The sequence below is a fragment of the Kribbella kalugense genome (assembly GCF_004365875.1).
In the GTDB taxonomy this organism is placed as follows: Bacteria; Actinomycetota; Actinomycetes; order Propionibacteriales; family Kribbellaceae; genus Kribbella; species Kribbella kalugense.
Genome location: NZ_SODF01000001.1, coordinates 95,270 through 119,280 on the forward strand (window position 1 = coordinate 95,270; position 24,011 = coordinate 119,280).

A 24,011-nucleotide genomic window follows, 5' to 3' on the forward strand; every position below is an offset into this window, starting at 1 on the left:
GGGCTGCTGTGACGGGATCTGAGCTGGTGGTCCAGCGCGGGGACACGAGTATCGCTGTCATCGATCGCGGCGGCGACGGGCCGCCGGTGGTCCTGCTGCATGGACTCGCGGGCAGTTCACGGGAGTTGCTGCCGACGGCGGACGCGCTCGCCGACCGGTTCCGGGTGCTGCTGATCGACCAGCGCGGTCACGGCCGCAGTACCCGCCGACCGGCAGACCTGTCCCGCATGGCGTTCGTCAACGATGTGGTCGCCGTCATCGAACACGTTGGAGAACGGGTCAGACTGGTTGGCCAGTCGATGGGTGCGCACACGGCATTCCTCACTGCTGCGGCGCGCCCTGACCTGGTCGATCGGCTGGTGATGCTGGAAGGTCACGTCGCCGGCGATGACGGGCCCGAGGGGGCAGAGAAGATCGGTCAGTACTTCGCGTCGTGGCCGGTGCCGTTCGCCGACGAAGCGGCGGCACGCTCGTTCCTCGGCGACCGCCCATTGACGGATGCCTGGGTCAACGATCTCGAAGCGGTGCCCGACGGGTTACGGCCGCGATTCGACGCGGACATCATGCAGGCGACGATCGCGGCGGTTCAGGAAGATCGCTGGACCGAGTGGGAGAACCTCACCGTCCCTACGCTGGCTGTGTTCGCCGAGAACGGCATGTTTACGGCCGAGCAGAAGGACGAACTCATCCGGCGCCGGCCCGGCACCCGGCGTGCCGACATCCCGGCGGCGAGCCACGATGCCCATCTCGACGCTTTCGACCGCTGGATCGACGTCCTGCAGGACGGCCTCCGCTAGAGGCCGCGGTCGACTGCTCCGCTCGGGTTGAGGAACAGCAGGATGGGTGGGCCGGTGTTGGGCAGGATCGCCGAGTACGCCAGGAGCTGTGGCGCGTAGTAGGCGACTCGGCTGTCCAGGGCTGCCGCGGGGATGGCGTCCGTCTTGTAGTCGACGATCGTGAGGCGGCCGTCGTCCTCGCGGTAGATGAGGTCGACGAAACCTTCGAGTACGGTGCCGTCGGGCTGGACGGTGCCGACGTACGACTCGCGCCAGTACTCGCGGGCGGCGGCTCGTTTCACCACGTCGGAGGCCAGGGCCGAACGGACCAGGGCGGTGACGACATCGGCGTACTCGAGCACGCCCTCGGCGAGGCACTGGGTGGAGACAGCTGCTTCGAGGCCGGAGCCGGTGGAGAGGTCGACGACCTGGAGTACGGCGTGAACGGCGCGGCCGATCGCGGTGCCGTAGCGTCCCTTGGACCACGGTGGCAGTTCTAGGTCGCGGGCGGCCTTGGCGGTGCCGGGGTCGATGTCGGCGAGGGCGACCTCCGGGCCGGTGCCTTCGAGGCCGGAGGCGCTCTGGGCTGAGCGGGCTCGGCTCGCGGCCTGGGCGGCGGAGGCTCGGGACTCCCATTCCGTCCGGGAGATCGGCGGGGTGACGTCGGGGCTACCGGAGGGCTCGCGGTCGGGGACCGCTGGCCCGGCGAAGAGGGTGGCGTGCGGTGCCTCGACGCCGCCGGCGGATGCGAGGAGCTCGGCGTTGCTGGAGTGGCGGCGGTTGCCGGAGCGGTGTAGCGAGACGACGAGATGGTCGCGAGCGCGGGTCGCGGCAACGTACAGCAGGCGGCGGCGTTCGTAGTCGTCCATCTGTTCGTCGACCGGTTGCACGAGGTCGAAGTCCTCGGTCTGGACAGAGGATTTGAGCTTCACGGCGTACCCGCCGTCCGGTGGCCAGAGGACCTGTACGCCGCGCTGGCGGTTCGGGGCCGCGCTCATGCCGGAGAGGATGACGATCGGGAACTCAAGACCCTTCGCGGCATGGATCGTCATCACCCGGACCGCGTCGGCATCGGTCTCGGGGAGAACGGCCTCGGCGACTCGTGACGTCTCTTCGCCTTGATGGGCGGCCCAGGCGAGGTACGAGCGGAGGCCGCCGTGCTCGACCTCGGACCAAGCGCGGGCCTGGTCGACGACGAACCGGATCCGGCGCCACGCGTCGCGGGCGCGCGGGCCGATCGCTGCGACTTCGAGCATGCGGCGGTCGGCGACGATCTTCGCCAGGACCTCGCTGGGGGTCAGCCAGCGGGCGGCGTAGTACGTGCGGCGGAGCCACTCCATCGCGTCGCCGACCGGGTGGGTCAGGAGCTGGTCGGGGACTGGCGCGGTCAGGGTGAACGAGCCGCCGGAGCGTTTCCAGGTGTAGAGGTCGTCGTCGCCGCAGCCGAAGAGCGGTGAGCGGAGGGTGGTGACGAGGGCGAGTTGGTCGCTCGGGTCGCCGAGGGCGCGGGCACAGGCGAGCAGGTCCCGGACCTCGGCGGTCTGGTAGACGAGGGAGCTGGCTTCGGCGCGGTACGGGATGTCGGCGCGGTCGAGCGCGTGCTCCAGGAAGGGGAGCGACGTACGGGCTGGAACGAGTACGGCGATGTCGCCGGCTTCCGCGGGGCGCCAGGATTGGGCGCGGTCGTCGTACACCAACCAGCCGTCGCGGAGGGCCTGCTCGATGATGGCGGCTACGTCGGTGGCTTCGCGTTCGCGGAGGACGGAGGCTTGAGCGCGCGGGAGGTCGTTGTGCGGCTCGGCGCCGAGGATGCTGACGGCCGGGCCGGCGGATGGGTCGTCGGGGACGTCGTCGGTTGACGGCCCGTCCCATGGTTCGTTGAGTGGTACGTCGCTGGTCGACGAGTCGTCGCGTCGGCGGAACGGCAGGACGGTCGCGAGATCGGTGAGCGGCTCGTCGGCGGCGGCATCGGAGGAGACTTGGAGGCTGCCGTCCTCGGCGTCGTCGAACAGGCTCGGTTCGTCGAAGATCGAGAGCTGGTCGCCTTTGACGGAGGCCGGGTCTGAGGCGGGGTCGGGTGAGGGGGCTTTGGGAGCGGCAGGCGCAGGTGTCGCGCCGGGTGTGGGGCTGGTGCGGTGGGGAGACAGCGCCTGGTACGACGGCTGGGCGGCTTCCTGGGGCTGGATCAGAGTCGCGAACACGGTGTTGATCCAGCGCAGGATCGGCGGCACCGTGCGGAAGTTGGTCGTGAGCGCGACGGTTTCGCCGAGGAGGTCCTGAGCGGTGAGGTACGTCGCGATGTTGGCGCGGCGGAAGCGGTAGATGGACTGCTTCGGGTCGCCGACGACGAACAGCCGCCCGTCGGGGACCTCGACATCGCGCCAGTCCTCCGCCTCGGCCTCGGCGCCGCCGGCGATGCGGACCGCGAGCTCGATCTGGATCGGGTCGGTGTCCTGAAACTCGTCGAGCAGCAGGCGTTCGAAGCGTTCCTGCAGATCGGCGCGGACCTCGGCGTCGCGGCGGAGGAGGTCGCGGGCGAGGACCAGGAGGTCGTGGAACTCCAGCCGGCCTTCGGCGCGGCGGAGCTGGGCCGACTCCAGCACGCGCTCGGCGATCCAGTGGGAAAGGTGCCGAAGGCAAGCATCGAGGAGGAGCTCGACCAGGGAACCGGCGACGTCGACGACCTCGGTGCAGTCGGCGCGGACCTTGGTGATGTCGGGCCAGTTCTCTTTGCGACCGATTCGGCCGATCTTGAGGCCGCGGAGCGTTTGCAGGATCGCTAGCTGGGTCTCCTGGTCGGAGGCGGCGTCGAGCATCAGGCCCAGCTCGCGGATCTGCAGGAGCTTGGGGAGCAGACGGTCCTCGGGGTCGAGGCAGGAGTCGGCGACGCCGCCGATCTGCGCAGCTGCGGCGATCAAGCCGGTGAGGTCGGGCATCGCGACCAGTTCGGGTGGGTCGACGAGGACGCGTTCGGCGATCAGGTCCCAGTCGTTGCCGAACAGGCGGGCGAGCGAGCGGAGGTGTTTCAGCTCGACCCCGACCGCCATCGCCAGGAGCAGCGGCTCGGCGATGGAGTCGTCGTCGAGGAGTTGCTGCTGCAGCTCGGCCCAGCGTTCTTCGAAGGCGACGGAGGAGCCGACCTCGTCGAGTACGTCGATGAGCGGAGGAAGGCCGGCTTCGATCGGGTGGGCAAGGAGGATCTGCTGGGCGAACGCGTGCAGCGTGCCGATCGAGGACGAGTCCAGGTCGTCCAGCGCTCCGTCTGCGAGGTGGCCGGAGTCGCCCTTGCGGGCCTTCTCGAACTCGACTCGCAAGCGATCGCGCAGCTCGGCGCCGGCCTTCTCGGTGAAGGTGACGGCTGCGATCGTCGCGAGCGGTACGCCGTCACGCAGGACCAGCGTGGTCACCCGGTCGACCAGCGCGTGGGTCTTGCCGGACCCGGCGCCCGCCTCGACGAAGAGGGTGGTGTCGGTGTCGGTCCGGATCCGCTCCCGCGCCGCACCATCAAGCAGTTGCTCAGTCATCCCCACCCTCCTTCGAAGACTCACCCGAGGCCGGGTCGGTTGGGGGTAGGGCGGTTGGGTCTATGAGGCGGACTAGGCGATCGAGAACCGGGTCGTGGCGTTTGCGGTCCCATCTGGCGCGGACCTCGCTGTGGCCGAGGCCGTCGGGGTTGCAGTACGGGCATTGGACCCAGAGGAAGTCCGGGACCTCCGGGGCCTTCGGTGGGAAGTGGCCGGCCGCGATCGACGACACGATCACGTCGAGCGTGTCGACGTACCGGGCCTCGACCTCCGGGGTGAGTGGGACCGGGATCCGTTTGCCGCCGCGGCGGACGAACCAGTACGACGCCTCGACCGGGGTGGACTGCTCGCCCAGCCGGGCCCGCGCCGCGTACGCGTACACCGGCAGCTGCAACTTCGTCCCACCCGCGACCGGGTCCGACTCGATGCCCTCGTACCGCGAGAAGCCGCCCGTCTTCACGTCCGTCACGTAGATCGTCCCGTCCGAACCGACGTCGACCTTGTCCGCCGATCCCCGCAACAGCACGCGTCCGGACGGCACCGGGATCTCCACCGGAGGCTCGCCGTTGAACCCGAACCGCAGCTCGCTGGCGACAACCTTCGCGGACCGTTCATCACGCCACCGATCGTCATCGGTCAGCAGCACCATCAGATCGCCCAGGATCCGCAACCGCTCCCGCTGCCACAGCCGCGGATGACCGGTCAGCCCTTCGGCCTCGAACTGCTCGGCGTGTTCAGCCCCGATCGCGAGCAACAGCTGCCGTTGCTCGGCGGTCCACGGCTCGCCGTACGCCGGGAGCGAGCCGGCCAGCCGGGTCACAAAGGCATCCAAGCTGTTGTGGATCAGATTCCCGATCTGGACCGGCGAGATCACCAGCAGATCCTCGGGCGCCTCCAACGGCTCCACCTGAAGCAGCCGCTCGACGAAGTACGCGTGCGGGCAGGTCGCGTACGACTCCAGCGAGGTCGGCGACGCGATCCGGTCCTGAACCGCGAACTCAGGCAGACCAGGCACACCCGACAAATCCCCGTCGAACCGCGTGAACGCATTCGAACCGCGTCCACGCAACAGCTCCCGAGCCCGCACCAGTACGCCGTCGTTGACCCACAACCGAGCCGCCGCGGCTCGCGTCTGCCACTCCTGCTCCGTCGCCGGCATCGTTGCCGTCGTCAACGATCCGGCGTACGAAGCTGACGTCTGCAACACCGATTCATGCCGGTCCCACTGGGTCGCCGGCAGCGCGTGATCCCCGGTCAGCTCCCGCAACGACCCGAGCAACCAGCGCGTCGGCAGCCGCCGTGACGACCGCCGCAGATCGCCGCGCGGGAACGACGCCACCACCCGCGCACCCGACGCGAACGCGACCAGCAGATGCCGCTGCTTCTCGTCCAACCGATCCCGGAACGACGCCAACTCCGGCGCGGCCGCCTCTCGGACCCGATGGGGGAGGAGCGCGTCCTCGTGCACCCGCCCCGGATACAGATCCTCGGACAGACCAACGACGTACACGATGTCGGCCGACAACCCGACACTCGCCGACAACGGCGCCACCAACACGCCCGTCCCGAACGTACCGACCCGAGGCAACGACTGCTGCAACTCCAGATCCAGTACGTCGCGCAGCACGGCCAGACTCGCCGGCGTACCAAGCTCGTCCAACGTCGACAGACCGGTCAGCGAACCCTCGACCGCGGCCGCGGCGTACTGCTCCTCGATCGGCAACGACGAGTAGTCCCCTAGCAAATCTTTGAACAACTGCAGCACGCCGCCTGCCAACGACGCCCAGGTCTCCAGCACCTCAAGCTCACTCAACCGACGCCGCAACGTCGACGCAAACGCATGCAACCGCTCAGCCGTCGACGCGTTGTACTGCGCACGTCGCACCGCGGCCGGCCGTGGATCCTCGGCTGCCTCTTCCTGATCAGCTGTCCGTCGCTCGGACTCGGCGTACCGCGCGAGCCGCGTGTCCCAGTCGTCGCCACGCACCACCCCGGCCACGCGCGACATCCGCTCCCACTGTGGCACCGGAATCCGCTCGCCGGTGAAGTCTCGCGTCGGCGCGTTCGCCAGCGCGCGGAAGACATCAGCACGGGGCAGATCCTGATCGACCAGCCCGAGCACCTCGAGCAGAGTCCGCGCGATCGCGCGCTCGTGCACCGGTCGCGTCCCCGGCCCGTTGACCTCGATCTTCGCGGCGCCGAGATGCTCGTGCAGCAGACGCGCGTACGGCGAGGCGGCGGAGTACAGCACCGCGATCCGGTGCGCGGGAGTGTGCTCCAATGCGGACACGACGTCGCGGACCACGCATCGCACCTCGTCGTCGGCGTCGGATGCGTTGAGAATCTCGGTCGCGACCGGATAGTTCTTCGAGATCGACGACGGCAGGTCGATCCCGATCCGTTCGAGCGACCGCCGTACCGCTCGGTCGGCCCGGCGTACGTCGGTCAGTCCGACGATCACCGTGAGATCCGCCGCGGCATCGCCGAGCGCTCCGACGAAGGCGGCCTCGGATTGCGTCAGCTCCTGCGGGAGGTAGAGAACGAGCGCGCCGAGCTCACGCACGACCTCGGGTGACTCCGCCAGGCGGGACGCAGCGGCGCGGAGGAGGTCGGTCTGGTCGTACCATTCCGAGGCCAGCTCGGACGTCACGTAGCGGTGCAGGCGGACCAGGTCCGGCCCGAGCGCGGACGCGTCCGCGACCCGGTCCAGGGCGGGGTCAGTGAGGTCGCGGAGCTCGCGATGGGCAGATGCAAGCGCTTGGATCGTGGACGGGTGCTCGGCGACCTCGTGAAACACGCCGGGCGCCTTGGCAAGCGCCGTACGCCAGGTCGCGGCCACGATCGGACGGGTAGCAGGCCGGCGCGGAGACAAACCGCCGGCAGCTATTTGCTCCGCTAGCCGCTCGAGGGTCGCCAGATACAAGCCCGCAATCCCGGTCGTCGCCAGCTGTCGACGGGCGATGACGCCGGACAGGTTGTTGGGGAGCAGGAGCGTGACAGGGGTCATCGGATCGTCGGCCTTGAGCCGCGCGACGACGGCTTGCAGGCGCTCCAGAGCCGCGGCGCCGTACGCCGTGCTCTCGATCCGAGTCGTACTCACGACAATCCCCGATCTCTCGACTGTCATCGCAGACGGTAAACCCTGCCACGGACAGAAAGGTGAAGGGGCGCGAAACGCCAAGGTTTCTGCGGGGTCGGCGGCGCCCTCTCACAATGAAGGAATGAGCACGGAGACGAGGTTCGCGCGGGTGTTGTTCGTGCTCGTCTTCGCGCCTGCGGGCGGGCTGTTCGGCAAGGCCGTCGCCGAGGGCGCGCAGGCCCGGCCGTGGTGGCCGTGGCTGGTCGCCGCGCTGGCGTGGCTGCTGGTTTCCGGCGTGATCTCCATGGCGGTGTCGAACCATGCCGACGAGCACAGATAATGGTGCGATGGTCGCCGCTGTGCATCACGTCGAGATCTGGGTCCCGGACCTGTCCCGGGCCGTCGCAAGCTGGGGCTGGGTCCTCAACCGGCTGGGCTGGAAGGACGGTGACGGCTGGCCCGGCGGCATGACCTGGACCGCCCCTGACGGCAGCTATGTCGTGGTCGAGCAGAGCCCGGCGATGTCTGCCACCGAGCACGACCGGATGCGGCCCGGGATGAATCACCTGGCGCTGAACGCGGCCAGCCGGGCCGAGGTCGACACCGTCGTCGCCGAGGCCGCCGCGAACGGCTGGACGCTGATGTTCGCCGACCGCCATCCGTACGCCGGTGGACCGCAGCATTACGCCGCATTCCTGCACAACACCGACGGCTACGAGCTGGAAATCGTCGCACCGGGTTAGCAGGTGAGACTACTGATGCCTGGAGTGACGGATGGGACTTCGGGTGTGACACAGTTACTCCAGGCAATCAGTACGGTCGCGGGGCAAGTGGAAGGGCGGTGCTCGTGACGGAGAAGCCTGACGGGGTAGCTATGCCCGGATCGGCTTCGCGCTCCGCGCGGACGACAGAATCAGCACCGGAGCTCCTGGAAGCGCGGATCCGCGGTCTGCAGCATGCACTGGGGCAACTCCTGGAGAACGCCCAGCGGCTGACACAAGGCGAGCACCAGCGCGCTGTTCGGCTGCACCGTCAGCTGCGGGAGCAGACGGCCGTCGCGCGGCGCGAGTCGCGGGCGTTGGTTGACGCGAAGACCGCGGAGGCGTTGTCCGAGGCCGAGCCGAAGGCGCGCCTGCTCGCGGATCGGCTCGCACCCGGCCTGGCAGCGATTCCGCCGAACGACGCACGCTGGCGTTCACGCCAACTGATCGGTGCCGGCATCCCGTCGTACGTGCGCGTTGGTGAGCTGGACGCCGGTACGCCGGTTGTTGCGCCACTGCTTCGTACGAACGGCTGGAGGGTCACCGCGGACCGCAACGAGTCCGCCCGCCGCCTCCTGCAGAGCATCGCGTTGCGACTGATCGCGGCCGCCGAACCGTTCCGGCTCCGGATCGACGCGTTCGACCCGAAACTGACCGGGATGATGGGGTTGCTCGGCCATCTCACCACGAAGTACCCGCAATTGGTGCCCAGGGCAACGCATACCGCGGAGCAGTTGCACGCCGTACTGTCCGGGCTGGTGGATGTGTCCTCGCTGCGGGCGAGCCGGCAAGCGCAGCTCGGGCACGAACGGTTCGAGGAGCTGCTCAAGGAGACCGGTCAGGTCACCGATCCATACCGGCTGGTGATTCTGTTCGACTACCCGTCCGGGATCGACACGCTCGCCCAGCGCGACCTGCTCCGGCTGGCCGCGACCGCCGGCAAACGTGGGATCTGCTTCCTGGTCCACTACGACACGTCGACCGCGGCCGAGCTGGACGTCGACTCGAAACAGTTGCTCGATCTCCTCAATCCCGTTGTCATCAGCAATGACCGGGTCGAGGTCGCGCAGCTGCCGCCGGCCAAGCTGGACCCGCCGTTCGACGCGACCATTGCCGCAGGCATCTGTGACGTGATCGCCGAGCAGGCCGAGATCGCCGTACTCCCGACCATCGACTTCGAACGCACGCTGCCGGACCGCTCCACCTGGTGGCAGCCGGTCAAGGACGAGATCGGCGCGGTGATCGGGTACGACGACCGGACGCCGGCGCTGGTGCGGTTGCGCAGCGGCAACCCGGCTCTGCCGCACGTCCTCGTCGGCGGTGCGGTCGGTCAGGGCAAGTCCAACCTGCTGCTGGTGCTGATCCACGGTCTCGCCGCGCGCTATGCACCGGCGGACCTGGAGATGTATCTGCTCGACTTCAAGCACGGTGTCGAGTTCTCGGCGCTCGGTCCGGGTCCGGAGCGGCCGCATTGGCTCCCGCAGGTGCGGGTGCTCGGTGTGCACAGCGATCGCGCGTTCGGTCTCGCCGTACTGCGTCATCTGTCGGACGAGCTCGCGCGGCGCAGCGAGATCTTCAAGTCGCACGGGAACGTCGCCGACATCGCGGAGCTTGCCCCAGGCCCCGATCGGCCGCCGCGGATCCTCGTCGTACTCGATGAGTTCCAGGTGCTGCTCGAGGACGACGACGAGCTGGCTGACGAAGCGGCCAAGTTGCTGGAGCGGTTGGTCCGGCTGGGGCGTGCGTACGGCGTTCACGTCGTCCTCGCGACGCAGACGATCGAGGGCGTGAAGCGGCTGTCGACTCGACGAGACTCGATCTTCGGGCAGGTGCCGTACCGGATCGCGCTGAAGACGACGCCGGCCGATTCGCAGGCGATTCTGCGGAGTGGGAACACGGCTGCGGCCGAGCTGCAGTTCCGCGGCGAGGCGGTGCTGAACGCGAACTTCGGGTCGCCGGACGACAACCAGCATGTGCTGGTGAGCTTTGCGGACAAGGGTGTGCTGGACTCGCTGCGGCGTGAGCTGTGGTCGCGTGCTGGCGAGGATGCGCGGCCGCCGCGAGTGTTCCATCTGGCCGAACCTGCGCGGCTGACGGAGACCGCCGTGGCGGTCAAGCCCGAGTTCGGGCGACCGTGGACCGGGTTGCCGATTGCGGTGACGGAGGAGCCGGTCGCTATTGAGGTACGGCCCGAGCCGGGCGCCGGCGTACTCGTGCTGGGGGATGGGCCGACCGATGCGTTGGGTGTGCTGACCGGGTTGGCGGTCTCGACTGCGGCCGCGGCGGTGGATCCACCTCGGTTCGTGTTCGTCGATGGGACGAACTCGTCGCCTGCTGTTGCTGAGGGCAAGGATGCGTTGGTGCACGTGCTGCGGCAGCTCGGTTGTGAGGTCGAGACCGTGGACAAACACGACGAGATCGCGCCACGGTTGTTTTCGTTGCGCGAGGCAATGCGGAACGGGGAAGCCGGCGGGACGTATCTGCTCGGGTTCGGATTCCACGGCGTGCCGCGGATGCAGGTGCATGCCGAGGGGTACTTCGAGAGTCCGGCGAACGCGTTGCAGGACATCGTGCGCGACGGGCCGGCGCAGGGTCTTCTCACGTTCGGGTGGTGGAACCGGATGCATGTTTGCACCGAGCAGCTCGGGTACGGGCGGGCGAACGTGGCGACTCATCTCTTCCTACGGCACCCACAGGACGGCGTACGCGCGGTGGCCGGTCCGCTGGTGCGGTGGGCTTCGGAGCCGCATCGTGCGCTGCTGTGGGACGGGCTGCATCCTGAGGCGCAGGTCGTCGTACCGTTCGCCGCGTTGCGATCGGACGAGGTGGATCGCGCGGTGGAGTTGGTGCGGCGATGAAGACCTTGGAGCAGGAGTGGTCCGAGTACGTGCGCGCGTTGCGGACGGTCGCGATGGCCCGGGCGGACGCACAGCAGGCGCAGGATCGGTTGACGGCGCACAAGTCGAAGGCCGAGGCGACCGCGGCGGCGGAGGCCGATGCGATGGCCGAGCGCGGGCAGAAGCTGCAGACGCGGCTGAATGCGCTGGCAGAGAAGGCCGCAGCCAGTTTGCAGCGGGCCGGTCTGCCGGCGGACGGGAAGCGAGCGAACCACGCTCTGCCCGAGATCCGCGCGCTGAACGACATCGAGACCGTTGCTGAGCGCATCACCAAACAGTTGGCCGAGACGGTCAACCAGTTGGAGGAGGTGCGGGCGGCGGCCCAGGCGCTCCAGGAGCAGCGCAGGCGGCGTACCATCAGCGCGGTCTTGGCGCTGGTCGGGTTCGTGCTGGTGTGGGTGGTCAGCAGGTCGTTCCTTACCGGGGTCGAAGCCGCGGCGATCGCCGCTGTCACGATGCTGGCTGCGTCACGGGTGCTCGGGTTGCCGCGGCTGCCCGGCGCGCGCTGGTGGGGCTGGAGCGGTGCGGTCGTCGTCTTCGTCCTGCTGGCGGCCGGTCTGCCGTGGTGGCTCGGGATCCTGGTACCGGTCGTCGTGGCGGGTACGGCGATCGTGCTGCCGAAGAAGCGCAACTAGTTTGGGAGTGGGTTGAGGTGTCCGACGTACTGCGGCTCAAGGAACAGCTGCACCAGGTCTCGATGGAGGCCAAGCAGGCAGCGGGTGGCCTGGCCGGGTTCAAGCTCCGCTTCACCCAGCACAGCCAGCTGGTGGAGAGCTTGATCGCGGGCACCGCCACCGGCATCGACCGCGACATCACCGAGATCCTCGAGGCCGCCGGCAAGGCGGTCGAACAGGCCGCCGAGGCCCTCGAGATCGCGTCCGCCGGCTGCAAGAACTACGCCGACCAGATCTGACTCTCTTGCCCTCCGAGCTGCAGCGTGTCGCCCGCGGCCTGGTTGACTGCTTCGACGAAATCCCTCGGGTCGTCGAGCAGCTCCAGCGCACCGCCGTACGGTGCCGGGAGAACGCAGAGCTCGCCCTGATCGCATCCCGCGGTCAAGCGACGGTCGCCGCCCAACAGCTCGACGCCGCGGCCCGAGCCTGCGAAGCCGCCGCCCACTACCTCTCGATGGCACCCCCGAAAGCCCGCGGCTGGGCCGAAGGTCTCGTCGGTACGGCGGGACCGTCGACGAACCGCCCGTCCTCGGACTCGGCGAACCGCAACAAGGCCACCGGCGGCTCCAGCGACCTCGACTCGCTCGGCCGAACGCGGCGTCTCACCTTCGACTATGAGGACCTCGAAGTTGCCGAAGACAACGAACCCCCACTGATCACCGTCGCCCGCAAAGCCTTCGAAAAGTACCGCAAAGCCCACGAGAAGGACGACGACGACCAACGCGACGACGAGCCCCTGGAGGTGGAAATCACCATCACCGAAACGGGCGAGCTCGAGCTCGAGATCGAAGAACGCAACGAAAAGGAAGACCAAAAACGCAACGCCCACCTCCTCGAAGACTTCGAGATCGAGGTAGACCTAACCGAACAAATCAAAACCCTCCTCAAAGCCATGTCCGCCACCGATCCCAACCAATGGCAACACGCCACCCTCACCATCACCCCCCACCGCCTCGAAGCCACCTTCGACCACCCCGAAGCCCCCCGCCCCGAGCCCCTGATCGTCGACATCAACCTCCCCGACCTCCCCACCCCCGACTTCGACCCGGCTTTGGATCTCCGCCCGATCGGCCGTGACTTCGCCCCTGGGGTGCACGACCCCAGGGATCGTTTCCTGCCGAAGGAACGCGAGATCGCGGACTTCCTCGAACTGGAAGGCTGGCGCATCGACGCTCGCCCGGAGAACCATACGGTTCAGAAGGAGAAGAACCCGGACGCAACCCTGCGGAGAAGTGGAACCGCAGAGGGAGTGATCGTCGAGTTCAAGACGCTGAATCGGGCTTCGCTCTCGGCAGTGAAGCGCAACATCAACCAAGCCTGCGACCAGGCCGGCGCCGGCGGAGAGGTCTTCATCGACGGCCGGAAGGTCGATCTCGACGAGGCGATGGCGCTGCGGGGGTTCCGGATGGCCTGCGGTCAGCCCGGCAAGTCCGTCGACGCGGTGATTCATGTCATTCTCGGTGACGGACGAATGGTCACCTTCAGGAAGGAGCGGTGATGTCGACGAGTGACAACGTGTTCGTGGCTGCGGGTGACTCTGTTGCGGAGGTCGCCGACTGGCTGGCCGAAGTACTGGGGCTGGACACCGTCGCGGATGCTGACCTGAAGGACGACGAACGCCTGTTCCGACGGTCGGCGCGGACGGGTTCGGGTGCGGTCGGCATCTTGGTTCGTCCGAACGGCTTTGTTGTGGTCGATCCGGAACCGGACGAGGTCCAGGCGATTGACCGGTACCCGATCGACGTCGGAGTTCGGCTCGTCGGTACGAAGGACGAGGAGTGGCAACTGCGCGAGACTACGGCGATCTTCGACGATCTCGTCACCGCCCGCCCCGACGTACCCGCGCTGTTTGTCCACAACCTCGACACGCTGGTCTCTGCCCACCTTCCCGGCGCCGGCACGCACACCTTCGCCCCACCGATCACCCCCGACGCCGAAGACATCGACACCTGGCGCCCCTGGGTCGTCGGCTAATGGTGGGACATCGGGTGGTGTCTGTGAACAGGCAATAGCTTGTTCACAGACACCAAGGCCTGTTCCGGGTTTCACGCGCTGTGAGAAAGTTCTCGGGATTCGCGTCATGAGGGGCTGGGACGGCCGTCACTACCTGTGAACCCATCCCCACAGGGAAGTGGACGTGATTGACGTGAAGGGTTTTGTTGCGAGGTCGCTGATGGGAACCGGCTCGACTTGGGGTCGGGTGTGTTGAGATGGCCGACGGTGGTGATCCTCACCCGGGTGCGGTCCGGGTGGAGCGTCGTCGGGTGCGGGTCTGGTTCGGGGACCACGTGGTCGCCGACTACCGGGCCGAGGCGGAGTTGGCCGAGCGGTACGCGGCGGCCATGTCGCGCAGGTTCGCCGGGTTGCGGGTGACGAGTGACCCGGTGCCGGATCAGGATCCCGGTCCGGACCGGAAGCTGCCGGGGGAGCGGCTCTGGGAGGTCGCGCCGAAATGAGTTCTCGTCGTTTCCGGTTGATCCGTCATCATGATGTCTCCGGTGTCAGCGGCACCGGGCCTGTCGCCGAGGGCGTGCAGTTCACCGACGGGGCCGTCGCGCTGCGCTGGTACGGCGACTATCCGACCACGACCGTGTGGGACGGCATCGAGTCCGTCATCGCCATCCACGGTCACGGCGGGGCCACCGAGGTCGAGTGGCTCGACCCGGAACCGGGTCCCGATCCCGACCTCAAGCTGCCGCCCCGCGAGTCCCTCCGACCCAGGCCGTGGCCGGACCTGCACTCCACGCCCGAGCCACAGGACCCCGACCCGCTGCACTCCGACCGCGACCTCGGTTCGCACGGCAACGCGCCGCCGTCCAACTGGTCGTCGTACCGGGTCTTCCGCTGAACGCTGACCCGCTCTGAACCCCTGAACCCGTCCGGATCCGGCGCCGTGGACCCGGACCGACCCGGCGCGGCCGGTGCCGACCACCTCGCGGCACGGGCCGTCGCCCTGGGTACGACGTACGCCTCGACGACAAGGGGTACGCCGTACCCGGCCGCGGTACCGGCCCAGGCGGACTCGCGATACGCCTGGGCCGGACCAGGTCGGTAGTACTGCGAATCAGCGGTACTGCATCTCCGCCAGCTGGTCGAGGTTGTAGAACGTGCTCGGCCCGTCGCAGAGCTCCATCATCTTGGTGGCGAACTCGGTGGTGTCGGCCCGCTTGGAGTTCTCCATCGCCTCTTCGTACGAGGCGAACTCGACGATCGAGAAGTAGCGTCCGGGCTCGTCCCGGTCGGCACAGCTCAACCCGCGCACTGGCGACGGGCCGTCCCCGCCGGCCTCGCGCTTTGCCTGGTAGTCCTCCAGCAGCGCCTTGATCTCGTCCGGTTTCGACGTCCGGTACTCGATGATCTGAACGAAGCCAGCCATTTCTCCCCCTGTGTGAAGGACACTCACCCCTGGGTGCCTCTGCTTCGACAGTGCGCCTGTAACGCCTGGCTGGCAAGGGGTGACGTCTTACGGTGACCTGACGCGGGCGCCGGATCACGCGCCGTCGTTCTGCCGTCGGCAGAGGTGTCTGGGTTTTGTCGGTCGGGCCTGATTGGCTTACCTGCATGGAGATTCTCGTACTTGGTGGGACAGCCTGGCTCGGTCGTGAGATCGCCACGGAGGCGCTGGCGCGCGGACATTCGGTCACCTGCGTGGCACGCGGCGAGAGCGGCGTTGTCGCGGACGGCGCGACGCTGATCGCGACGGATCGCAGCCGCCCCGATGCGTACGACGCGGTGCCGCAGCGGGAGTGGGACGCGGTGTTCGAGGTGTCGTGGCAGCCCGGGTTCGTGCGGGGCGCGCTGGCCGCCTTCGGTGCCCGGGCCAAGCACTGGACCTACATCTCGTCGGGGAACGCCTACGAGAAGTACGACACGCCCGGCGCCGACGAGACCGCGGTACTGCGGAAGCCGACCGAGCTGGACGTGGTCGATCGAGAGTTGTACGGGGAGGCCAAGGTCGCATGCGAGCTCGCCTCGCGGGAGGTGATGGAGGATCGGCTGGTGATCGCGCGGGCCGGCCTGATCGGTGGTCCGGGGGATCCGAGCGATCGGTCGGCGGCCTGGGTCGCGCGGGCGGCGCGGGCGCCGGAGGAGCCGATGCTGGTGCCGGACACGCCCGACCTGGCGACGTCCGTGGTCGACGTCCGGGATCTCGCGAGCTGGTTGCTGGACTGCGCGACGGAGGGCCGGACGGGGACGTTCGATGCTTACGGTCCGGTGGTGCCGTTCGGTGAGTGGATCGAGTTGGTGCGGGAGGTCGGCGGTCACACCGGGCCGGTGGTGCTCGCACCGCAGGAGTGGTTGGAGGAGCAGAAGGTCGAGCAGTACATGGGGCCGGATTCGCTGACGATGTGGATCACCGAGCCGGGATACGAGGGCTGGTCGTCGCGGAGTGGTGCGGCGGCCGCTGCAGCCGGGTTGAAGCATCGGCCGCGGCGGGAGTTCCTGGTGGATGCGCTCGCCTGGGAGCGGGAGCTCGGCCTCGATCGGGAGCGACGGGCGGGGCTGAGCCCGGCCAAGGAGAAGGAGTTGATCGAGTCACTGGAGGCCTAGACGGAGTTGGAGCCATATCGGCGCATATTCTGGGGCGCATGCGCCTGGTGCTGATCTCGGACACTCACCTGCCGATGCGGGCGAAGAAGCTGCCTGAGCCGGTATGGGAGGCGATCGAGCGTGCCGACGTAGTCATCCACGCTGGGGATTGGGTGAACGTCGGATTGCTGGACGAGTTGGAGTCTCGTGCGGCCCAGCTGATCGGGTGCTGGGGCAACAACGACGGTCCGGAGTTGCGGGCGCGGCTGCCTGAGGTCGCGCGCGTGGAACTCGACGGGCTGTCGATTGCGGTCGTGCATGAGACCGGTTCGGCCAAGGGGCGTGAGCTGCGCTGCGAGGCGGCGTACCCGGGCGTGGATGTGCTCGTGTTCGGGCACAGTCACATCCCGTGGGACACGACGAGCCCGCGCGGGTTGCGGCTGCTGAATCCTGGGTCGCCGACGGACCGCAGGCGGCAGCCGTACTGCACCTACCAGACCGCGACCATCGTCGCCGGACGGCTGGAAGAAGTTGCCCTGCACAACCTGTGAGACTGGTTGTGCGATGCAACGATCGCGGCCGGGCAGGCGGGATCAACGCCGTACCACCGAGTTACGGCGTACCTGCCTACCCGGCCGATCGTTGGCCGGGGATCAGGCGTTTGCTGCTTCCTTGACCCGGGTCTTGAGACGATCGCGGACCTCTTCCGGCGTGTACGCACGGCGCTTCCGCTCGCCCCGTGCAACCACCACGCCCGTTGCGGCCACGCCGACGAGCCCAGCAAGTCCTACAACCTTCCATACCTTCATGGCGACTAACCTAGCGATGTGAACAGCCGGATTTCACTGGATGACGCTACGGAACTGACACGAACAGGTGACATTTGGCTGTTTCGAGGTGACAGCGCGGCGGATCGCGCGATCCGGCTGACCACGAACAGCCCGGTCAACCACGTCGGGATGGCGATCGTCGTCGAGGACCTGCCGCCGTTGATGTGGCACGCGGAGCTGGGCCGTTCGCTGCCGGACGTGTGGACCGGGACGCATCATCGCGGGGTGCAGCTGCACGAGCTGCGGGACGCGGTGCTGGTCTGGGGGCGCAAGTACGGGCAGCGTGCGTGGCTGCGGCAGCTCGATCACCCCGTCACGCGGGCGATGGAGGACGCCGTACTGAAGACGGTGGCGAGGCTTGACGGTACGCCGTTCCCGTCGACGGCTCGGCTTGCGTCGAGGTGGGTGCGTGGCCGGGTGCCGGCGATCCGGAAGGGCGCGCGGGAGCTCGAGCTGGAGTCGGCGTACTGCGCCGAGGTGGTCGCGGTGACGTACGAGGCGATGGGGCTGCTGCACGGGCGGCCGCTGAATTGGTACGACCCGGGGCGGTTCTGGAGTGGGGACGAGCTTGAGCTGGCGCACGGTGCGCGGCTGGGCGAAGAGATCGCGGTCGACCTGCCGGATTCCTGACGGACGGAAACTGTCGGCGGCGTGTGATTGGGTTGTTCCAGTCGGTCATCGAGCCGGAGGAGGCCCGGGATGTATGCCGTCATCGACACCGAGACGACCGGTCTGCTGCCGACGCATCGGCATCGGGTTATCGAGATTGCGGTCGTGCTGCTGGACGCCAGTGGACAGGTCGAGCACGAGTGGGTGACGTTGCTGAATCCCCAGCGAGACCTGGGGCCGCAGCACATTCACGGGATTCTGACCGCGGACGTGCTGGCCGCACCGGAGTTCGGTGACATCGCGCGGCAGTTGGGGCAGTTGCTGGCCGGGCGGATGGTTGTCGGGCACAACGTCGAGTTCGATCTCGGGTTCCTGCGGGCGGAGTTCGCTCGGCTCGGTGTCGCCGTACCGTTGATCACCGAGCGGTCGATGTGCACGATGGCGCTGGCCGGATATCTGTATCCGGGGGCGAGGCGGACGCTGGGTGCTTGTTGTGCGGCGGCGGGGATTTCGATCGAGGGCTGGCACTCGGCGATGGCCGACACGCGGGCGACGGCTGAGCTGTTTTCCCAGTATTTGAAGGCTTTTCCGTCACCCCCGCCGTGGCAGTGGGCTTACGAGGAGGTACGGCGATTGCAGTGGCCGGCGTTGCCGGGGACGGATGTCGCGCCGACTGTGGGACCGGTTCATGCCGGTGGGCGGCATGGCTGGATGAGTCGGCTTGTCGACCAACTGCCGCGTGTTCCGGAGCCGCCGCAGGCCGACTCGTATCTGGTGTTGCTAGACACGATCCTTGCCAACCGGGAGCTCACGGCGACGGACGCGGATCAGTTGGTGCAGGTGGCAACGGATTTGGGTCTGACTCGTCCGCAGGTCGACAACCTGCACCGGTGGTACGTCTCCGCACTCGCGACGGCGTCGTGGGGAGACGGGGCGATCACGCCGGATCAGCGGAACGATGTCGACCGGGTTGCGGTGATGCTCGGGCGGCGCGCGACCGATGTGGACGAGGCGCTGGTGCGGACGAGCGGCGGACGGTACGTCGTACCTGATCGTCCGGGGGCACACGGGTTTCCGCCGGGGAGCACGTTGGTCTTCACGGGGGACATGGTCGAGCCGCGCGAGGTTTGGTGGGACCGGGCTGTGGAGGCCGGGTTCGTGCCGCAGGAGGCAGTCCGCCCGGAGACCACGTTCTTGGTCGCCGCGGACGTCGACAGCTTGTCGGTGAAGGCGCGCGCAGCCCGCGAGTTCAACGTCCCGATCATCTCAGCAGAAGACTTCCGCCGCCTCCTCCCCACAACCGAACGCAAGGCCGGCTGAGTCCTACGGGCGTGGCGGAGTGAGGTGCGACCGCGGCTCGACAAGCAGCTGGACGCCGGGTGAGGTGGGTTAGGGGGTTGGTTGGAGGTGGGCTGGGGTTAGTAGGGCGTGGAGGGTTAGGCCTGCTTCGGCGAGGGGGGTGGTGGGGTTGCGGTTGATGACGCAGAGGGCGTCGGTGATGGTGGCGCCTAGAGTGCGGAGGTCGTTGGTCGAGAGGACGATTTGGCCGCCGGTGGTGACTACGTCTTCGACGATCGTGAGGCGGCGGCCTTCGATGTCGGCGCCTTCGGCCAGGCGGCGGGTGCCGTAGGACTTTGCCTCTTTGCGGACGAACGCGCATGGCAGGCCGGTGTGGCGGCCGAGTGCGGTTACGACCGGGATACCGCCCATCTCCAGGCCGGCCAGGACCTCGGTACCTTCCGGGATCAGCGGGACCATCGCCGCGGTCACCTCGTCCAACAGGACCGGGTCGGCCTCGAACCGGTACTTGTCGAAGTACTCCGTCGTCGTCTGCCCCGACCGCAGTACGAACTCACCAGTCAGATGAGCCGTCGCGTAAATCCGCCGCCCCAGTTCCTCAAGCTCCACACGCGCACCCTATCCATCCGCCCACCCCACCGATCCGCCAGCCACGAACCTGCCGGGCCGCCAGCCACGAATCCGCCCGCCCCCGTTCCCGACCCAGTTCCGCGCAATCGCATTTCGCTGGCTGGCCAGCCAACTTCGTGGGTTGGCCAGCCAAATCAGGGGTTCTCCACCCTCAACCACGGTGGAGAACCCCTCATTTGGTTGGCTCACCCAGCAAATTGGTAGGCCAACCCAGCAAATGGCGGCGTCCGCGCAGGGCGGGGTTGCCCGGGACTCGCCGTTCTGGCTGCGGCCTGTCGGGGCAGCGCCGCCCGGGACGGATCGGGCCTGAGCGCGGCCGTGAGGGGCGGGGGCTGGTGGGTCAGGCTTCGTCGGGGAGGGTCTCTATTTCGAAGCGGAGTTGTTTGCCGGAGCGGATGCGTTCGATGGCGGCGAGGCAGGCGGGTTCGCTCATCTGGACGCCGATCTCGCCGAGTTTGTGGCGGAGCACCCGGGCCGCGTCCTCGGGGGAACGCGCGCTGGACTCGTTGATCGCCTCGATGGTGGTCGCGGTGAGCTGCTCGCGGATGTCCGGGTGTGTCTGGTGGATCTCGTGCGTGATGCGGAACTCGGTCATCGCGACTCGCTCTCCTTAGTCCTCTGCGGGCCGGTTGTTGCAATCCCAGCGTAGTGTCACCAGGCCTTCCCGGCGCCGCAGACTCGGCCAAAGAATGGTTAAGCCAGGACGCGTTGGACGAAACTCTCCAGGCGGGTCGCGAGCCGGTCGGCGCGGACCTCCGGGGTGGCGGTCTCGCCCTGGGGTACGTCGAGCTCGCGGAGGCCGCGGATGTACAGCGAGCAGGCGAGATCGGCGCAGATGTACATCCCGACCGTGTTCCCCTCACGGCCGGCCGAGCCGGCCCGGCGGGCCGCGAACAGCGCGACGTCGCTGACGTGGTGCGCGGTGTTGCACAGGTCGCACAGTCCGGCGAACCGGCGCGCCTTCCCCGACGCCTGGGTGCTGACCGCGATCCCGGTCACTCCGGCGTCCCGTCGTACCACCAGGTAGCCGCGGTTCGGCGCCTTGGCGTCGCGCCAGCCGAGGAAGTCCAGCGACTCCCACGGCAGCTCGGTGAACCGCGACGGCAGCGCCATCGCCTTGGCCTGACTCTTGGTCGAATTGACCAACGAGCGCCTGATCTCGTCGGCGCTGAGCGGTTCCACGACGGTCCTCCATCCGTTTCGACCACCCATGAGACCTGCTGCCGTCGCGGGCGCGCAACCGATTAACTCCGTTGCTTCAGGCAACGGTTAGCTGTCGGCGTACGCCGTGGTGCGGGTCGTGTCGTGGTTGCGGAGGTCGACGCCGAAGTCGACCGAGGCCTTCAGGCGGAGCAGCAGCGAGACGACCTCGGCGCAGTCAGCGGGTTCGTCGGAGCTGAGCGTGAGGTCGGTGCCGCCCGCCTCCCCGGCGGTGAGCGTGAACGTCAGCGTCCGGCCGAAGTACCCCAGTTGGTAGCGCTCGCCCGGGACGGCCTGCTCGATACTGCACTTGGCGGCCCGTCCGTCCGCAAGTACGAACGAGATCACGCCGTCCGACTCCGGTGCTGAACCGGCCCAGAACCGTTCCCGGCCGAGCGACGTACTCACCGCCCGGTAGACATCGCTCGGTCCCGACGCGCAGAACACCCTCCACTCCACCAAACCCACTCCTTGCCGGTCCAGATCAGAACGCCGTCCATTCTCCGGCCGAACCGGGGTCCAGAAGATGAACACGCCGAGTGTGGGGTGGACTTCTGAGGGTCAAAGGTGAAATCTGTACTGTGAAAAGTTCAACTAGTCCTCTGGAGGAATCCGCGATGGCCAACGAGTACGCCGAACTGTCCGGCGACTACACACTCGACGCGGCACACACCCGGATCGGGTTCAGCGCCCGGCACGCGATGGTGACCAAGGTGCGGGGGGCGTTCGACGAGTTCGAGGGCTCGTTCCACATCGACGGCGAGAACCCGGCGAACTCGTCCGGCAAGGTGACGATCCAGGCGAAGAGCATCAACACCCGCAACAGCCAGCGCGACGACCACCTGCGCAGCAACGACTTCCTCGCGATGGACGAGAACCCGGAGATCACTTTCGTGTCGACCGCGGTCAAGCCGGCCGGCGACTCGGAGTTCGTGGTGTCGGGCGACCTGACGATCCGCGGCGTGACGAAGCCGGTTGACGTTACGTTCGAGTACACCGGTTCGGCGACCGACCCGTTCGGCAACCACCGGGTGGGCCTGGAGGGCTCGGTCGTGATCAACCGCAAGGACTTCCGCGTCAGCTGGAACGCGGCGCTCGAGGGCGGCGGCGTCCTGGTCAGCGAGAAGGTCACGCTGGAGCTCGAGGTCTCAGCCATCAAGAACGCCTGAGCAAGAACACCTGCGGACATGCGTTGGGGACCTCGGACATCCGGGGTCCCCAACGCATGTTCAGGCGTGGCGGGTGGTTTGGTGGAGGAGGGTTTCGACGGCTTGGCGGAGGTCGGGGTCGTGTTGCGGGCCGGACCAGACGATGACGCAGCCCTTGTCGCCGAGCTTGGTGCTGATCAGGTCGCGGGCGGGCGCCGGGTCGCCTTGGTTGAGGAGTACGACGAGACGCCGGCCGTCGCGCTGGAGGCGATCCAGCAGTGGTGGGAGGGTGGAGCCGCGGAACAGGCCGGGGTCGCTCTTGACCTTGGTCTCGATCATCACGCCGCGGCCGCGGACCACCAGCAGGAAGTCGGCGCGGTCGCGGGTGAACTCGCGGTCGTGGTAGATCCGCGCCTTCGGCCACAGGCGTTGCAGCGCCGCGTCGACCTCGACGTCGTACTGCACGGCGAGCCGGCTGACCCGGGAGCTGGTACTTCGCGGCCGGAAGGATTCCGGCGTACGACGACCACCCTGGCGACGACCGAACAACGGCCGCAACCAACGTCTAATCTGCGTGTCGATCATCGGCGGACCCCTCGACCTAGCCGGCACTCAGGTCGAAGTGTTCCCGGCCTGGTTCAGAGGAATCCGGGGAGCGCGCAATCGTGATCCCACTGGCACAAATCAGCAGGTGGTGGGAGTGGTGGTGCCGCCGTCGACGATCCAGGTGGACTGCTGGGGGAGGACGCGCATCTGGTCGAGCCAGCGGGTCGGGGTGGTGTTCGGGAGGACTGCGTGGCCGCGGGCGTTCACGGTGCGGGCGGCGGAGGTGTCGTAGCAAGCGCTGACGATGACGCCGTCCGAGGCGAGGGTGCGCTTGGCCCAAAGGACCTTGGTAGTACCGGTGTTGTGCAGCTTCCGGGTCCGGAAGTACTTCGCCTGGGCGCTGATCGACTGGAGCATCTTCGGCGTCATCACCGGCTCGAGCTGCTTGGTCTTGCTGCCGCCGCTGCGCATCATCACGTCGAGCGCGATCCGGTACGCGTAGTACGCGTTCACCACCGGGTCGTCGGAACCGACCGCTTCGTCGGTGAGGCCGGGCCGGGCCACCTTGTGGGCGGCAGGCGCCGCGGCCGCGACGCCGGTGTCGTTCCCGCAGCCGGGAAGTAGCAAAACCGGGATCAGCGTGGCGGTCACCGCCAGGTTCCGCATGCGCATGTGTCCGAGACCTCCTCGTGGACGCGGCCTCGCCGCTCGTGCCGTCGGGCAGCCCGGCGAGCCGTGACTGTCGTCCAGCACTGACCGTGTAACGTCACAACACGCATCGTGGTCACTGTGACCTGGATCACAGTCGACCCCCTACCGGGGTACTGGCCCCGGGTTCGCTCCCTGGCTGGATGTGCCGGCCGGGTCCGATTCCTAGTCTCGATCTCAGGACTTGAGACCTGAGGAGACGCGATGACGGACACGCTCACCCGGCACCGGGCGGACGGCAAGGTGCGGGACGACGGCAAGGTACGTCGGCTGTGGAGATCGGTGGCGTACGACGCGCTGCTGGTGCCGGCCGGTCTGCAGACGATGGCGGACGCGGTGCTCGGCGAGCCGGAAACGGCCGGGCGACGCTGGCAACGGCTGGCCGCCTACCGACTCGGCAAGCGAGACACCGCCCCGGTAGGAGTAGCCGGCGTTGGGCGGGTGTTTGGGTATGGGTTGATCACCACGGTGCTCGGGCTGGCGAGCTGGTTTGTGATGTTGCTGGTGTTGATGTCCGTCGTACGCGGACCGTTCTGGGGCTTCGTCGACCACGGCGCGGTCGAGCCCGGTACGTGGGGTGGACCGACCCGGGCCGGAGCGTGGACCGCGCACGGGCTCATCGCCGTACCGTGCGTCATCGCCTTCCTGTTCGCCCTGCGCGGGATCGCCGCGCTGCAAAGTCTGCTGGTGCGACCGCTCTACGGACCGCCGTCGCGCAAGTGGGTGCTTCCGGCAACTATCGTGCTGGTCGTCGGCAGTCTGACGTTCTTCTGGTCCTGGCTTCAGCAGCTGTGAGTAGG

The 24,011-nt window shown here is 68.0% G+C and carries 27 protein-coding genes; 17 read left to right on the forward strand and 10 right to left on the reverse strand.

Annotated elements, in window-relative coordinates:
- Positions 1–8 precede the first annotated feature (8 nt).
- Positions 9–797: an alpha/beta fold hydrolase gene (locus EV650_RS00460; protein ID WP_166677968.1), complete on the forward strand. Its 789-nt coding sequence runs from the start codon at positions 9–11 to the stop codon at positions 795–797.
- Here the strand turns inward: EV650_RS00460 and EV650_RS00465 are convergent.
- Positions 794–4,300, reverse strand: coding sequence for a UvrD-helicase domain-containing protein (locus tag EV650_RS00465; protein WP_134114180.1), 3,507 nt, complete (start codon positions 4,298–4,300; stop codon positions 794–796). The two genes, EV650_RS00460 and EV650_RS00465, sit on opposite strands and share 4 nt — an antisense overlap.
- The gene (locus EV650_RS00470; RefSeq protein WP_134114182.1) at positions 4,293–7,400 is read right to left on the reverse strand and encodes a PD-(D/E)XK nuclease family protein; all 3,108 of its coding nucleotides are present in this window, start codon (positions 7,398–7,400) and stop codon (positions 4,293–4,295) included. Before EV650_RS00470 ends, EV650_RS00465 begins: the two co-directional genes overlap by 8 nt.
- Before the next feature lie 121 nt (positions 7,401–7,521).
- Here EV650_RS00470 and EV650_RS00475 point away from each other — a divergent pair, with 121 nt between their 5' ends.
- The 10 genes from EV650_RS00475 (at position 7,522) to EV650_RS40185 (ending at position 14,766) form a co-directional block, all read left to right on the forward strand.
- A complete protein-coding gene (locus tag EV650_RS00475) occupies positions 7,522–7,719 on the forward strand; it encodes a hypothetical protein (protein WP_134114184.1) in 198 nt (65 codons plus the stop codon).
- Between the two features lie 7 nt (positions 7,720–7,726).
- Positions 7,727–8,122 (forward strand): VOC family protein, encoded by a 396-nt coding sequence (locus tag EV650_RS00480; RefSeq protein ID WP_134114186.1) that lies wholly within the window; start codon positions 7,727–7,729, stop codon positions 8,120–8,122.
- A gap of 104 nt (positions 8,123–8,226) precedes the next feature.
- A complete protein-coding gene (locus EV650_RS00485; protein ID WP_238173946.1) occupies positions 8,227–10,998 on the forward strand; it encodes an FtsK/SpoIIIE domain-containing protein in 2,772 nt (923 codons plus the stop codon).
- The gene (locus EV650_RS00490) at positions 10,995–11,672 is read left to right on the forward strand and encodes an AAA family ATPase (RefSeq protein WP_134114188.1); all 678 of its coding nucleotides are present in this window, start codon (positions 10,995–10,997) and stop codon (positions 11,670–11,672) included. Before EV650_RS00485 ends, EV650_RS00490 begins: the two co-directional genes overlap by 4 nt.
- 17 nt (positions 11,673–11,689) lie before the next feature.
- Positions 11,690–11,950: a hypothetical protein gene (locus EV650_RS00495; protein WP_134114190.1), complete on the forward strand. Its 261-nt coding sequence runs from the start codon at positions 11,690–11,692 to the stop codon at positions 11,948–11,950.
- Positions 11,951–11,955: 5 nt separating this feature from the next.
- Positions 11,956–13,209 (forward strand): hypothetical protein, encoded by a 1,254-nt coding sequence (locus EV650_RS00500; protein WP_134114192.1) that lies wholly within the window; start codon positions 11,956–11,958, stop codon positions 13,207–13,209.
- Entirely contained in the window at positions 13,209–13,685 is a 477-nt protein-coding gene (locus EV650_RS00505) for a hypothetical protein (RefSeq protein ID WP_134114194.1), read from the forward strand. The genes EV650_RS00500 and EV650_RS00505 overlap by 1 nt, the downstream gene beginning before the upstream one ends.
- Before the next feature lie 236 nt (positions 13,686–13,921).
- Positions 13,922–14,167, forward strand: coding sequence for a hypothetical protein (locus EV650_RS00510; protein ID WP_134114196.1), 246 nt, complete (start codon positions 13,922–13,924; stop codon positions 14,165–14,167).
- On the forward strand, positions 14,164–14,559 hold the full coding sequence (locus EV650_RS00515; protein WP_238173947.1) for a hypothetical protein: 396 nt from the start codon (positions 14,164–14,166) through the stop codon (positions 14,557–14,559). Before EV650_RS00510 ends, EV650_RS00515 begins: the two co-directional genes overlap by 4 nt.
- 45 nt (positions 14,560–14,604) lie before the next feature.
- Entirely contained in the window at positions 14,605–14,766 is a 162-nt protein-coding gene (locus EV650_RS40185; RefSeq protein ID WP_166677969.1) for a hypothetical protein, read from the forward strand.
- 9 nt (positions 14,767–14,775) lie between these two features.
- Here EV650_RS40185 and EV650_RS00520 read toward each other — a convergent pair whose 3' ends face one another.
- Positions 14,776–15,087, reverse strand: a complete 312-nt coding sequence (locus EV650_RS00520; protein ID WP_134114198.1) for a hypothetical protein — start codon at positions 15,085–15,087, stop codon at positions 14,776–14,778.
- Positions 15,088–15,272: 185 nt separating this feature from the next.
- Between EV650_RS00520 and EV650_RS00525 the strand changes: the two genes are divergently transcribed.
- Both EV650_RS00525 and EV650_RS00530 read left to right on the forward strand, forming a co-directional pair.
- Complete coding sequence (locus EV650_RS00525; protein ID WP_134114200.1) at positions 15,273–16,262, forward strand: Rossmann-fold NAD(P)-binding domain-containing protein; 990 nt, start codon at positions 15,273–15,275, stop codon at positions 16,260–16,262.
- Positions 16,263–16,300: 38 nt separating this feature from the next.
- A complete protein-coding gene (locus EV650_RS00530) occupies positions 16,301–16,792 on the forward strand; it encodes a metallophosphoesterase family protein (protein ID WP_134114202.1) in 492 nt (163 codons plus the stop codon).
- A 102-nt stretch (positions 16,793–16,894) separates the two neighbouring features.
- Here the strand turns inward: EV650_RS00530 and EV650_RS40190 are convergent, their stop codons facing one another.
- Positions 16,895–17,050, reverse strand: coding sequence for a hypothetical protein (locus EV650_RS40190; RefSeq protein WP_166677970.1), 156 nt, complete (start codon positions 17,048–17,050; stop codon positions 16,895–16,897).
- An 18-nt stretch (positions 17,051–17,068) separates the two neighbouring features.
- Between EV650_RS40190 and EV650_RS00535 the strand changes: the two genes are divergently transcribed.
- Positions 17,069–17,701 (forward strand): hypothetical protein, encoded by a 633-nt coding sequence (locus EV650_RS00535; protein ID WP_134114204.1) that lies wholly within the window; start codon positions 17,069–17,071, stop codon positions 17,699–17,701.
- 69 nt (positions 17,702–17,770) lie between these two features.
- Complete coding sequence (locus tag EV650_RS00540; protein ID WP_134114206.1) at positions 17,771–19,000, forward strand: exonuclease domain-containing protein; 1,230 nt, start codon at positions 17,771–17,773, stop codon at positions 18,998–19,000.
- A 69-nt stretch (positions 19,001–19,069) separates the two neighbouring features.
- Here the strand turns inward: EV650_RS00540 and EV650_RS00545 are convergent, their stop codons facing one another.
- The 4 genes from EV650_RS00545 to EV650_RS00560 all read right to left on the reverse strand — a co-directional run bounded on the left by EV650_RS00545 (position 19,070) and on the right by EV650_RS00560 (position 21,268).
- Positions 19,070–19,588 (reverse strand): orotate phosphoribosyltransferase, encoded by a 519-nt coding sequence (locus EV650_RS00545; protein WP_134114208.1) that lies wholly within the window; start codon positions 19,586–19,588, stop codon positions 19,070–19,072.
- A gap of 361 nt (positions 19,589–19,949) precedes the next feature.
- The gene (locus tag EV650_RS00550; protein ID WP_134114210.1) at positions 19,950–20,204 is read right to left on the reverse strand and encodes a hypothetical protein; all 255 of its coding nucleotides are present in this window, start codon (positions 20,202–20,204) and stop codon (positions 19,950–19,952) included.
- Positions 20,205–20,302: 98 nt separating this feature from the next.
- On the reverse strand, positions 20,303–20,791 hold the full coding sequence (locus EV650_RS00555) for an FBP domain-containing protein (RefSeq protein WP_134114212.1): 489 nt from the start codon (positions 20,789–20,791) through the stop codon (positions 20,303–20,305).
- An 87-nt stretch (positions 20,792–20,878) separates the two neighbouring features.
- Positions 20,879–21,268, reverse strand: a complete 390-nt coding sequence (locus tag EV650_RS00560; RefSeq protein ID WP_134114214.1) for a hypothetical protein — start codon at positions 21,266–21,268, stop codon at positions 20,879–20,881.
- A 158-nt stretch (positions 21,269–21,426) separates the two neighbouring features.
- On the opposite strand from EV650_RS00560, the gene EV650_RS00565 reads away from it, so the two are divergent.
- A complete protein-coding gene (locus EV650_RS00565) occupies positions 21,427–21,978 on the forward strand; it encodes a YceI family protein (protein WP_134114216.1) in 552 nt (183 codons plus the stop codon).
- Positions 21,979–22,038: 60 nt separating this feature from the next.
- Here the strand turns inward: EV650_RS00565 and EV650_RS00570 are convergent, their stop codons facing one another.
- Positions 22,039–22,542 carry a hypothetical protein gene (locus EV650_RS00570; protein ID WP_134114218.1) on the reverse strand — a complete coding sequence of 168 codons (504 nt, stop codon included), beginning with the start codon at positions 22,540–22,542 and terminating at the stop codon, positions 22,039–22,041.
- Between the two features lie 99 nt (positions 22,543–22,641).
- The gene (locus tag EV650_RS00575) at positions 22,642–23,175 is read right to left on the reverse strand and encodes a hypothetical protein (RefSeq protein WP_134114220.1); all 534 of its coding nucleotides are present in this window, start codon (positions 23,173–23,175) and stop codon (positions 22,642–22,644) included.
- 240 nt (positions 23,176–23,415) lie between these two features.
- On the opposite strand from EV650_RS00575, the gene EV650_RS00580 reads away from it, so the two are divergent.
- Entirely contained in the window at positions 23,416–24,006 is a 591-nt protein-coding gene (locus EV650_RS00580) for a hypothetical protein (RefSeq protein WP_134114222.1), read from the forward strand.
- Positions 24,007–24,011: the final 5 nt, after the last annotated feature.